The organism is Methylococcus capsulatus str. Texas = ATCC 19069, assembly GCF_000424685.1.
Taxonomy (GTDB): Bacteria; Pseudomonadota; Gammaproteobacteria; order Methylococcales; family Methylococcaceae; genus Methylococcus; species Methylococcus capsulatus.
This window is the reverse complement of record NZ_AUKJ01000017.1, coordinates 119,643-131,043: the sequence shown is the minus strand read 5'-3', so window position 1 is coordinate 131,043 and position 11,401 is coordinate 119,643. Positions and strand designations below refer to the sequence as shown.

11 protein-coding genes are annotated in these 11,401 nt (G+C 62.3%); 4 read left to right on the top strand and 7 right to left on the bottom strand.

Going from position 1 to position 11,401, the window contains the following annotated elements; all coding sequences use genetic code 11:
* Window positions 1–46 precede the first annotated feature (46 nt).
* On the top strand, window positions 47–841 hold the full coding sequence (locus tag H156_RS0105150) for a class I SAM-dependent methyltransferase (RefSeq protein WP_238536905.1): 795 nt from the start codon (window positions 47–49) through the stop codon (window positions 839–841).
* 314 nt (window positions 842–1,155) lie between these two features.
* Here H156_RS0105150 and H156_RS15830 read toward each other — a convergent pair whose 3' ends face one another.
* Entirely contained in the window at window positions 1,156–1,332 is a 177-nt protein-coding gene (locus H156_RS15830) for a divergent PAP2 family protein (RefSeq protein WP_017366215.1), read from the bottom strand.
* A 4-nt stretch (window positions 1,333–1,336) separates the two neighbouring features.
* On the bottom strand, window positions 1,337–2,227 hold the full coding sequence (locus H156_RS0105140) for a decaprenyl-phosphate phosphoribosyltransferase (RefSeq protein WP_017366216.1): 891 nt from the start codon (window positions 2,225–2,227) through the stop codon (window positions 1,337–1,339).
* Window positions 2,228–2,505: 278 nt separating this feature from the next.
* Between H156_RS0105140 and H156_RS0105135 the strand changes: the two genes are divergently transcribed.
* The 3 genes from H156_RS0105135 to H156_RS0105125 are packed head-to-tail and all read left to right on the top strand — an operon-like array spanning window position 2,506 to window position 4,949.
* The gene (locus H156_RS0105135; RefSeq protein WP_017366217.1) at window positions 2,506–2,907 is read left to right on the top strand and encodes a GtrA family protein; all 402 of its coding nucleotides are present in this window, start codon (window positions 2,506–2,508) and stop codon (window positions 2,905–2,907) included.
* Window positions 2,908–4,209: an FAD-binding oxidoreductase gene (locus tag H156_RS0105130; protein WP_017366218.1), complete on the top strand. Its 1,302-nt coding sequence runs from the start codon at window positions 2,908–2,910 to the stop codon at window positions 4,207–4,209.
* A 2-nt stretch (window positions 4,210–4,211) separates the two neighbouring features.
* On the top strand, window positions 4,212–4,949 hold the full coding sequence (locus H156_RS0105125) for an SDR family oxidoreductase (protein WP_017366219.1): 738 nt from the start codon (window positions 4,212–4,214) through the stop codon (window positions 4,947–4,949).
* 499 nt (window positions 4,950–5,448) lie between these two features.
* Here the strand turns inward: H156_RS0105125 and H156_RS0105115 are convergent, their stop codons facing one another.
* The 5 genes from H156_RS0105115 to polA form a co-directional block, all read right to left on the bottom strand.
* A complete protein-coding gene (locus H156_RS0105115) occupies window positions 5,449–5,781 on the bottom strand; it encodes an MliC family protein (RefSeq protein WP_017366221.1) in 333 nt (110 codons plus the stop codon).
* Between the two features lie 65 nt (window positions 5,782–5,846).
* Complete coding sequence (locus tag H156_RS0105110) at window positions 5,847–7,148, bottom strand: DUF3422 family protein (protein WP_017366222.1); 1,302 nt, start codon at window positions 7,146–7,148, stop codon at window positions 5,847–5,849.
* A gap of 48 nt (window positions 7,149–7,196) precedes the next feature.
* Window positions 7,197–8,057, bottom strand: coding sequence for a radical SAM protein (locus tag H156_RS0105105; RefSeq protein WP_050998226.1), 861 nt, complete (start codon window positions 8,055–8,057; stop codon window positions 7,197–7,199).
* A 237-nt stretch (window positions 8,058–8,294) separates the two neighbouring features.
* Window positions 8,295–8,675, bottom strand: coding sequence for a GIY-YIG nuclease family protein (locus tag H156_RS0105095; RefSeq protein ID WP_010961788.1), 381 nt, complete (start codon window positions 8,673–8,675; stop codon window positions 8,295–8,297).
* Window positions 8,662–11,382, bottom strand: a complete 2,721-nt coding sequence (polA, locus tag H156_RS0105090) for a DNA polymerase I (RefSeq protein ID WP_017366223.1) — start codon at window positions 11,380–11,382, stop codon at window positions 8,662–8,664. The genes H156_RS0105095 and polA overlap by 14 nt, the downstream gene beginning before the upstream one ends.
* Window positions 11,383–11,401: the final 19 nt, after the last annotated feature.

Below are 11,401 nucleotides of genomic sequence, written 5' to 3'. Positions count from 1 at the left end.
TTCAAAGATTCCACCGTTTGGAAGGTTCATCTCCGAACGGGACCAGATGCGCGAAGCGATAGACCAGCTGTCCCGAGAAAGATGCCGTCTTCTCGAAGAAGTGTCATCGATCACTTCGGAGAACCTGTGTCTTCAGCAGTTATTGGACGAAAAGAACATAGGATATTGTCACTGCTGCAGACAACAAACGACATTCGTTATCACGGGAAACTGGCTCAGGGATCAATATCTATGTACAAACTGCCTTTCCATTCCCAGACAGCGCCATATCCAGTATATCCTCGATACACACTTTCGAGGCTGGGATAGCCTGCAGATTCATGAATCATCCCCATCCAACGACCTAATCGCCAGGCATTGCAGCCACTATTCGTTTTCCCAATATTTCGAGTCCGAAGAAGAAGGCGCTATGATTGATGGAATTCGCAATGAAAATCTCGAGTCCCTCACGTTTCCGGACGACAGCTTTGATCTATTCATTACCCAAGACGTATTCGAGCATATTTTCTCTCCGCATCTTGCGGCCAAGGAGATCATGCGGGTATTGAAACCTGGGGGAGCCCATGTGTTCACCGTTCCAAAGGAGAAACATCTACCCGGCAGCCGACCGAGGGCGAGAATTGTTGATTCAGAAATCGAGTATCTCGATGATCCGGTCTATCACGGAAATCCCGTAGGGGATGGTAAGGCACTCGTAACCTGGGAGTACGGAGATGACTTCGAAGCCTTGATTGGCAAATGGTCGGGCGGCATTACCACCACCTACGTAACCAGAGACAGGTCGTTAGGTATAGATGGAGAGTACATCGAGGTCTTTGTAACAAAAAAGCCACGCCATTGATTCACATCTGAACGACCTCGCCAATACTTTTGAATGGTTATTTCTATAGGAAACATGGGGAAACTTGCCCAACATCGCTAGGCGTTATGTCCCGAGGTTTCTGAAAGGAATTATGCTCTGTTCGAAGCCCGGAGCGTTCTCCGGGAAGTGTTGGGTCACCCCTTGAAAAGGGTATCCATAGGATGATCCGTCTCCATCCCCGTGTCCGCACGAACACCGCCGTACGGAAGGAACTCCAAGAGTCAAACCTGGGCTCACGCGCCGACGAAAGCGATAGTGACCGGGCCCCTGAAAGCTGGATGGCTCATACCCTCTCAAAACGCTATGAGCGCGGCTGTACTGCTGACTATGGCGCTGTGATTGCTTGGCAGACCGCCATAACCGATCTGGCCGAATGCCAGACGCCGGGCGCGGCAACTGTTGACGATGAATTTCAAGGTTCCGGCGGTGAGCCAGGCCAGAAAAGGAGTAATGGCGCAGGCGATATCCATAAGATCACACTGTCATCGGCCAAAGGGCCCAGATACACGTACCGATCCACAGCAGCACAGTCAGAGCGAGTTGCCAATCGCCGAGGAGGGCGTCGGTGGGGGATTCGCCGCCGTCCAGCGCTTCGATCACGTACCAGTAGCGGAATAGCCCGAACAGCACGAGGGGTATGGTGACCACCATTCCGGGCTTGGCCGATATCACGAACAAACTGTAGAACACGAGCGCGCCGGTCGCCGCCATTTCGGCGTAGCGGTCCACCAGCGCCACGCTATAGCGCTCGAGCACCCTGCTTCCACCGGTGCCACTGAAGGCGAGTTCCTGGCGGCGTTTGGCGGCGGCGAGATAGAGGGCGAGACACAGGGTGGTGACGAACATCCAGGGGGAAACCGGAACCGCGAGGGCCTGGGCGCCGGCATAAACGCGCAGGACGAAACCAATGGCAATCGTGAAGATGTCTATCACCGGCTGATGCTTGAGCACGAGCGTGTACAGGAGATTCAGCACCAAGTACGCCGCGATGACCTGAACCACGCCGGGCATGACGAAATATGCCCCGATCAGCGCACCGTAGAGACCGGCGAGCAGCAGACCGGCCTGAGACGGTGAGACGATACCCGCGGCGAGGGGACGGGTCCTGGATTTGGTGGGATGGCGACGGTCACGCTCGATGTCGTGGAGGTCGTTGACCACATAGGTGGCCGAGGCCGCGAGGCTGAACAACAGGGCGGCGAGCAGCGACTGGCCGATGGCAGGCAGGTTGAGAAACTCGCCGGAAAATATCAGGGGGGCCAGGACGAAGGCATTCTTCACCCACTGGCGGAGCCGCAGCAGCATGAGCAGCCCGACAAGAGTGGATTTACCCGTGTTGCGCGCCGTGGCAGGATTGGGAGCCATCAAAGCCCTCCCCCTTGACGGAAACCTGTAAAACTTTCCCCCACCCTGGCCCAGTCATGCCGGGCCGTCCGGGCCATGCTCCGCATGTCCAAACCTGCTCCCTGCGAATTTGTGCACGCGGAGCGCCCGAAGGGTGCGGCATGGGGGATGTGCCGCATAAAATCCGCTCCTGGCGGATTTGTCCCAGAGGGAGAGTGGGTCAAAAGCTTTGTGGTTTCGAACGCATACATTGCCGTGAATATGTTGCATGAATTGGAATCTGGAATTTTGCACAGGGTATGAAGACGGCGCTATGGTATTCATTTTTTGCGCTTATCGCCACCGTAGCCAATATCGGCAGCCAGGATGTCGCTATCCGGCTTTATCAGGGGATTCATAGCGTGACGGCCTCCGTATTGGTCGGCACGGCGGTGGGGTTGGTGGTCAAGTACGTGCTCGACAAGAAATACATCTTCCGTTTCAAGGTGAAGGGACTGGGGCACGACACCCGCACCTTTGCCTTGTATACGCTGATGGGGTTGGTGACGACCGGGGTTTTCTGGGGATTCGAGTTCGGGTTCGACTATCTGTTCCAGACCAAGACGCTGCGGTACGCGGGGGGAATCATCGGCCTCACCCTGGGATATTTGATTAAATATCACATGGACAAGCGTTTCGTGTTCCGGCAGCGGGGAGTCTGAATGAGGCTGACAGGATGGGGGCGGAAACCCGCCGTCGACGCCGAAGTGTTCGCGCCGTACTCGATCCCGGACCTTCGGTCGCGGTTTCCGCGGGCTCGATTCCGCGGCATCCCGCGCGGAAACGGCCGCAGCTACGGGGACAGCGCCCTGGCGCCGCAGGTGTTGAGCAGCCGCCGGCTGGACCGGTTCCTGGCGTTCGATGCAGAAACCGGGGTACTGCGGTGCGAAGCGGGCGTGCTGCTGGCCGACATCCTCGACGTGTTCGTGCCGCGCGGCTGGTTTCTGCACGCGACGCCCGGCACCAAGCTGATCAGCGTCGGCGGCGCCATCGCGAGCGACGTGCACGGCAAGAGCCATCACCTCGAAGGCTGTTTCAGCCGGCATGTGGAGCGCTTTTCGCTCATGCTGGCCGATGGCGGGATGGTCGACTGCTCGAAGACGCAGCATGCGGATCTGTTCCGCGCCACCTGCGGCGGCATGGGCTTGACCGGTTTCATCCTGGAAGCCACGCTCCGGCTCAAGCCCATCCGCAGCGCTTATCTGCGGGAAACCACCTTCAAGGCCGACGATCTGGATCACGCCCTGAGCCTTTTCGCCGAGCAGTCCGGCGCCCCCTACTCGGTCGCCTGGATCGATTGCCTCGCCACCGGCCCGAGGCTGGGCCGGTCGCTCCTCATGACCGGCGACTTCATCGACGACGGCCGCCTGCACGGGACCGCAAAGACGCCGCTCTCGGTTCCCGTCGATACGCCGGGTTTCGCCCTGAACCGGTACAGCGTGACCGCTTTCAACGCACTCTATTACCACAGGGTCAGGGGGCGGCAACGCGAACGTGTCGTGCATTTCGACCCGTTCTTCTATCCGCTGGATGGCATAGGCCACTGGAACCGGATTTACGGCAAGTCGGGCTTCACCCAGTACCAGTTCGTCATCCCCAAGGCGTCGGGAGCGGCCGGCATCGAGGAGGTCCTGCAACGGATCGCGGCTTCCAAGAGAGGTTCGTTCCTGGCCGTGCTCAAGACCTTCGGCCCAGCCAACGGCAACCCTCTGTCCTTTCCCATGGAAGGCTACACCCTGGCGCTGGATTTCAGGCTGGAGCCGGGACTGCTTCCGTTTCTGGAAGAACTGGACCGCATCGTGCTGGATCACGGCGGGCGTTTGTACCTGACCAAAGACGTGCGCATGAGTGCAGAAACCTTCCGCGCCGGTTATCCGCGCTGGAAGGAATTCCAGGATTTGCGCCGAAAATATGGAGCGGACACCACCTTCCGTTCGTTGCAATCGGAACGTTTGGGACTTTGAGCATGCAGAAGATACTGATCATCGGCGCCACTTCCGCCATCGCCCAAGCCACCGCCCGACGCTTCGCCGGGCGCGGCGACCGGCTCTACCTGCTGGGCCGTGACTTCGACAGACTGGAAGCGCTGGCTCAGGACCTCCGCATCCGCGGCGCCGAGTCGGTGGACTGCGCGAATTTCGAGGCGGAGAACTTCGCCGGCCATCCCGCTCTGCTCGACCAGGCGTACGAGACCCTCGGCGGCATCGACGTGGCCTTGATCGCCCACGGCACCCTGCCCGACCAGCGGGCTTGCGAGCAGAGTTTCGATGAGGCGCTGCGGGAACTCAACGTCAACGCCATCGGTACGCTGTCGCTGCTGACCCACCTCGCCAACCGGATGGAGCAGCAAGGGAACGGAACCCTGGCCGTCGTCAGTTCGCCCGCGGGCGATCGCGGCAGGCAAAGCAATTACGTCTACGGGGCGGCCAAGGCCATGGTCACGGTGTTCTGCCAGGGGCTGCGCAACCGGCTGTTCGGGAGCGGCGTGCGCGTGCTCATCATCAAACCCGGCTTTGTCGATACGCCGATGACCGCGGCCTTCGAAAAGGGCATGCTGTGGGCGCAGCCGGAGCGGATCGCAGCAGGTATCGAAAAGGCCATCGGCAAAGGCGCGGACTCGGTCTACCTGCCGGGGTTCTGGGCACTCATCATGTTAATGATCAGATCAATACCGGAGACGGTTTTCAAGCGGCTGAAGCTCTGACAGAACTCCGCAGGGCCGAATTCCAGACACCATCGACGCAATCATGGCACGCCCAAATCGGATAGTGTCACGTCCATCGATGGCATAGGCTGTTTCATCCCCTTGATACCCGCTACCGTCCTCTTTGTAACGGCAACTCGCCATACGCCCAACATACCTCATGGCGATGACTACGACGCCTTTCTTGTAACTTCGCTTCCAATGGGCTGGCGGGAAATCATCCCGCTCATCACCGCACGACACGATGGGCATCGTATCGCCCATTGCAGAATCACGGCAATCCTGGATTGCTTGGTATTTGGAAGAGTCGGTTTCGTACGTCCCGCGCTCCGTGGCGACTCGTTTCTCCTCGGGATGGCCCTGGTGATGATCCGGGCCGCAGGCGTGTAGCGCCAGGCGATGGCCAGGCCGCCCGCGTTCCTGACCCTATTCGGATTGCGCCATGACGGGTCCAGGTCCCGGGCCATGGCAGCGCGGTCGAATAACGCACTCGAACACATCATCCCGACATACAGGCGCTGTAGGTCACGACCTCGTTCTCCTCCACCACGGCGACATCGTCCTTGACCGACAAACCGGTGACGCCGTCCGAGTAATAATCTCCGCTTTCGGACGCGGTAAGCCTGGGCAGCGAGACCGACCTATCGCCCAGGTCCACGACCGCCGTCGCGCGGTCCCGTTGAAACCAGACCCGGAGTTTCCGGCCGCCGTCGCAGTAATAAAGAACATAACGATCCGACTGTATTCCGTCCTGCCCCATGCCGACGCAGCCGGAAGCCAGAACGCCGATCGCCGCACTAAGCGCCCGCCGAATAACGGAGACCGGATTCACGGAGCGCTTCCTCCTTCCGTCGTCTTTCGAACAACAGGGCCGTGATATGGCCCCTCTAAAGAAGCTCATTTTGGCTCCGAGAGTTCGTCCTGCTCGATCGTCTCCCTGAAGCGGCACAGTCCGCGGTAGACCATGTAGCCGACCCAGGGCACGCTGAGGCCGGTCATGAATTCCACGTTGACGAAATGCAGGCCGGCGGCTTTCAAGCCCTTGAACAGTTCGTTGGCCAGCGACACGCCGTAATAGGTGATGGCGACCGCCGACAGCCCTTCCACGGTCTGCTGCAGGCGCAGCTGCAGCTTGGCGCGGCGGTTCATGGACTGCAGCAGGGACTGGTTCTGCTGGGCCAGCTTGACGTCGATGCGGGTGGTCAGCAACTGATTGGCATTGGCGATCCGGCGGGACAGCTGCTCCAGTCCGTGCGCCACCGCCACGATGGTCTGCATGGCCGGCGCCAGCCGCCGGGTCAGATATTCGGTAAAGGTCGGGAATCCGGGAATGCGCTGCTCGCGCAACTGCTCGAGCCGGGTGTTGACGATGGCGTGGTAGGCACGGGAGGCATCGAAGCGGGAATAACTCGCCGACAGCAGATTCTCGACGTGGGCCGCCAGCTGGGACAGCTCCGCCTGAATGACTTCGTCGGTCTCGCCGCCATCCCTCGCCAGACAGGCCGTGAGGCGCAACAGCTCGTGGTCCGCTGCCCGCAGGCGCGGAATCAGCTTGCGCGCCTCGGGGAACGCCATGAGCGCGAGCATGCGATAAGTCTCGATTTCCAGAAGGCGCTGCACGGTCCGGCCCGCCTGCCCCGGGGAAAGCGATTCGTCCACTACCAGGAAGCGGCTGTAGCCGTCCGCATGGATGCGGAAATCGGTGTAGGCCCGGCCGGCACCGCCGGCGATCTTCGCGCCGATCACCCGGTTGCCTTCGAACACCCGGCTCAAGTCTTCCTCGCTGCGGAACCGGCTTTCGTCCTGGTGCGGCACGAGTTCGACGTGGGCCGCGACCAACAAGGCCCCCGGCAGCTTGCCGAGCCAGTCGTTCGGCAAGGCATTGCACAGCGAATTTTCGAACGACCCGACGCCGTCGACCCGCCGGCTGAACCGGTAGCGGGTGAACTCCTGGTGGCGCTCGATCTGCACCCGCACCTCGCCGTTGTCGAAGTATATCTGCCCGCCCGCCTCCGGCGCGGACACCCGCCAGGCACGGCACAGCTTCGCGATGTGCGCGGCCTCGTTGGCGCGGTCTTCGGGCGTCACCAGCATGATCAGTTGCGACACCTGCTCCGGAGCGAACAGGTTCTCATAGGCGCGCGCATGGACTTCGTCGTTCAGCTCCCTGCGGTCCGCGTGGCTGTGGGTCGGTAGCATAACCTCGATTCTCGTGGTTGTTGTTCGAATTCGGCCGTCGAGCCGACGTCAGGGAGTGATCCTGACCGCCAGCCCGCGTTCCCGGATCGCGGCGCCGAACGCCTCCAGGGCCTCCGCCGGCAATCGTTCCAGCCGGGACGACTCCGGCTGCAGGGAAGGCCGCGCCAGACCGTACAGCAATACGCCGCGCACAGGGATTCCATCGCAAACCAGACCGGACAGGAAGGCCAGATAGGCCTCCTGTTCGGGAGCGGAAGACGGCGCACCGTCCAATGCGAACAGACAGGTCTGGAGCCAGGTCGGGCAAAGCTTCGCGCAGGCCGCGATGCGGCGCCTGACGGTTCGCGGCGCGAGATGCACGTTGTTGATCCGGCGGATGCCCGCCTCGGTGGCGCTGTCCAGCTTGAACCAGACTTCTCCGCCGAGGGCGGCCCAGTGCCTCAGACCCTGCTGGACGGGCAAGCGCTCGATGCCGCTGCCATTGGTGATCAGCACCAACCCGATCCGTCCGGACAGGCCGAATCGCTCCGTCACCTTATCGATGGCTGCGATGACCTGCTCGAACTCGGCCGCACCGGTCGGCTCGCCGTTGCCGGAAATGGCGATGTCACGAATCCGCCGTTGGTCGTCCGGTACGCCGTAACGCTCGAAAAAATCACCTTCGAGCACATCGGCCAGCAAACCCTCCAGCTCTCGAGAGAGCAGAACGACGTCGACGGCCGGAGCGCCGCCACGACGCAGGTCGGGCACCTGGCAGTAGATGCAGCGCCAGTTGCAGGCATTGTTCGGGTTGAGATTGATGCCGAGCGACAGGCCGCCCGCGCGCCGGGACAGGACCGGATAGACGTAGCGCAGGCCGGCGCTGTCGCGGCTGTGGTCGGAGACGGAAAGTCGATGGGATGCGGACACGCTCGAAGATACCACGCGGGTTCCGGTCAGAACCCTCGAAACAGGAATTCCACCGCCCGGGTGATCCCCGGGCGGCAGGCGGATAACGAAGTCACCGGCACTTTCAGGATTCGCACCGGGACGGCGGCGAGATTGGGAATTCCCAGCCTGCTCGACACCTCGGTTTGCACATCGGGCAGAAAAGGCAGATCGACGGACATCCTCTTGGTGGCATCGGTTGCGCATGATAGGCCAACATCAAAACTGGTGCCAATGCCCGGAGAATTTCAGGTGGCTGCCGCAGCCCCTGCGGCAATCACTGGCGCCGAAACCTGGCGCGACGACGATGCCTTCGGTCGCTTGGTTCACCGCGCATTCACCGTCCTCGAACAAACGGACGCCCACCACTTCGGCCGCTCCCACCATCAACAGGTAATCGATATGCCAGCGCAGTTTCTTGTTCCGGCTCAGATGGCGACGTATGCGGGCATCCAGCTTGCGGCGGGCACTGCCGGTGTAGACGTAACGGCCGGCCGGAAACAGGAATTCGCCCAGCCGGCCGACGGTGATCCGCGCCTCGGCTGTCAGCAGGATGTCGAGCTGGTAGACCGTCGCCGTTTGCGTGTCAGTGAGCCTCATCCCAGTTGTCGCCGGTGCCGATGTCGACCATCAGCGGCACCGCGAGTTCGGCGGCACGGCTCATGTGCTCACGCACGGTGGCGGTGGCTTCGGACACGAAATCCTCGGCCACCTCGAACACCAGCTCGTCATGCACCTGCATGATCATCCGCAACGGCGCCCCGCTGGATTCGATCCAGGCGTCCAGGGCGATCATCGCGCGCTTGATGATGTCGGCGGCCGTTCCCTGCATGGGCGCGTTGATCGCCGTGCGCTCGGCGTACTGGCGGCGCTGGCCGTTACGGGACTGGATGTCCGGCACGTGCAGGCGGCGGCCGAACAGGGTTTCGACATACCCCAACTCGCGCGCCGATTCGCGGGTACGGTCCATGTAGGCGCGCACGCCGGGATAGCGGGCGAAGTAGAGGTCGATGTAACCTTGCGCCAGCTTCTGCTGGATACCGAGCTGCTTGGCCAGTCCGAAGGCGGACATGCCGTAGATCAACCCGAAGTTGATGGCCTTGGCGGAACGGCGCTGGCTGCTCGTCACCTCTTCCAGCGCCACACCGAATACCTCGGCGGCGGTGGCGCGGTGGACGTCGGCGTCCTCGGCGAAGGCGGCGAGCAGGTTCGCGTCGCCCGACAAATGCGCCATGATCCGCAGTTCGATCTGCGAGTAGTCCGCCGCCAGCAGCTTGTGGCCGGGTGGCGCGATGAAGGTCTGACGGATGCGGCGGCCTTCCTCGGTCCGCACCGGGATGTTCTGCAGATTGGGGTCGGACGAAGACAGCCGCCCGGTCGCCGCCACCGCCTGGTGATAGGATGTGTGGACCCGGCCGCTGACGGGATTCACCTGGTGCGGCAGCTTGTCGGTGTAAGTGGACTTGAGCTTGGACAGCGAGCGGTATTCCAGGATCAGCCGCGGCAGCTCGAAGGTCTCGGCCAGATCCTGAAGCACGGACTCGTCGGTGGACGGCTGGCCGGTCGGCGTCTTTTTGATGACCGGCAGCCCCAGCTTGTCGTACAGGATGGTCTGGATCTGCTTGGGTGAGCCGAGATTGAAGGTCTCACCCGCCACGGCCCGGGCCTCGGCCTCGACCTCCGCCATGCGCCGTTCCAGCTCGCGGCTCTGTTCCGCCAGCTTGTACACGTCCACCAGCACGCCGGCACGCTCGATGCGGGACAGCACCGGCACCAGCGGGATCTCGATGGTCTCGTACACCGCCCGCAGTGAAGGTATGCTCTCGAGTCGGGGCCACAGCGCCCGATGCAGGCACAGCGTGACGTCGGCGTCCTCGGCGGCATAGCGGCAAGCGTCCTCGACCGAAACCCGGGCAAAGGGGATCTGCTTCGCACCCTTGCCGGCGACATCCTCGTAATGGAGGGTCTTGCGGTCCAGGTAACGCTCGGCCAGCGAGTCCATGTCATGCCGGGTGGCCGTGCTGTTCAGCACGTAGGACTCGAGCATGGTGTCGTGGCGGATGCCGCGCAGCATGATGCCATGGTTGAGCAACACATTGGCATCGTACTTGAGGTGTTGGCCCAGTTTGGCCTTGCCCGGGTCCTCCAACAGCGGCCGCAGGCGCTCCAGCACCATGGCCCGGTCGAGCTGGGGCGGTGCACCGGGGTAGTCGTGCGCCAGCGGCACATAGGCCGCCGCGCCCGGCTCGACCGCGAAGGACAGGCCGATGACCTCGGCGCGCATGTAGTCCAGACTGCTGGTCTCGGTATCGAAGGCGAAGAGCTCGGCCGCTTCGAGTTTCTCCAGCCAGCGGTCGAACGCGGCCGGGTCCATGACCGCCTGGTAGCGTGTTTGGACTGCCGGCGCCGCGGCGACGGGAGGAGCGGCCTTCGGGTCGTCCGCTTCGGCGTCCAGTTGCCGGAGCAAGGTCTTGAATTCCAGCCGAGTATACAGCTCGCGCAAAGCGGCCTTGTCCGGCGGCCGCCGCTCCAGGGATTCCGGCGTCAGCGGCAGCGGGAGGTCGCAACGGATGGTGGCCAGTTCGCGCGAGAGCGGGATCAGCTCCAGACTGGCGCGGAGGTTCTCACCGGTCTTGCCGCCGATTTCTCCGGCGCGGGCGATCAGTGCATCGAGCGAACCGTATTCGGCCAGCCATTTCGCGGCGGTTTTGGGGCCAACCTTTGGCACGCCGGGGATGTTGTCCGAGGTGTCTCCGACCAGGGCGAGATAGTCGACGATGCGCTCGGGCGGGACGCCGAACTTGACGATCACGCCGTTGACGTCGAGCCGGCTGTCGAACATGGTGTTTTCCAGGATCACCCGGTCACACACCAGTTGCGCCATGTCCTTGTCGCCGGTCGAAATCACCACCCGGAAGCCCCGTTCCACCGCCTGCCTCGCCAGGGTGCCGATGACATCGTCCGCCTCCACCCCCGGCTCGATTAGCATCGGCAGCCCCATCGCCCGCACCACCCGGTGCAGCGGCTCGATCTGGCTCCTCAGATCGTCGGGCATGGGCGGGCGGTGCGCTTTGTAATGCTCGAAGAGCTCGTCGCGGAAATTCCGCCCCGGCGCGTCGAACACCACGGCGATGTGGGCGCCGTCGTAGGACTGCAACAATTTGCGCAACATGTTGATGACGCCATAGACGGCCCCGGTCGGCTCGCCGTGGGAGTTGGTCAGAGGCGGCAGGGCAAAGAAGGCGCGGTACAGAAAAGAGGATCCGTCGACGAGGACGAGGAGCGGAGAGGTGTCGGACACGGGCATGCTCAAGGAAATTCGCAGA

Bases quoted from the DNA above. Each gene is read 5' to 3' on its own strand.
- H156_RS0105150 (WP_238536905.1), top strand. From the start codon at position 47: ATGCGCGAAGCGATAGACCAGCTGTCCCGAGAAAGATGCCGTCTTCTC.
- H156_RS15830 (WP_017366215.1), bottom strand. From the start codon at position 1,332: ATGGATATCGCCTGCGCCATTACTCCTTTTCTGGCCTGGCTCACCGCC.
- H156_RS0105140 (WP_017366216.1), bottom strand. From the start codon at position 2,227: ATGGCTCCCAATCCTGCCACGGCGCGCAACACGGGTAAATCCACTCTT.
- H156_RS0105135 (WP_017366217.1), top strand. From the start codon at position 2,506: ATGAAGACGGCGCTATGGTATTCATTTTTTGCGCTTATCGCCACCGTA.
- H156_RS0105130 (WP_017366218.1), top strand. From the start codon at position 2,908: ATGAGGCTGACAGGATGGGGGCGGAAACCCGCCGTCGACGCCGAAGTG.
- H156_RS0105125 (WP_017366219.1), top strand. From the start codon at position 4,212: ATGCAGAAGATACTGATCATCGGCGCCACTTCCGCCATCGCCCAAGCC.
- H156_RS0105110 (WP_017366222.1), bottom strand. From the start codon at position 7,148: ATGCTACCGACCCACAGCCACGCGGACCGCAGGGAGCTGAACGACGAA.
- H156_RS0105095 (WP_010961788.1), bottom strand. From the start codon at position 8,675: ATGAGGCTCACTGACACGCAAACGGCGACGGTCTACCAGCTCGACATC.
- polA (WP_017366223.1), bottom strand. From the start codon at position 11,382: ATGCCCGTGTCCGACACCTCTCCGCTCCTCGTCCTCGTCGACGGATCC.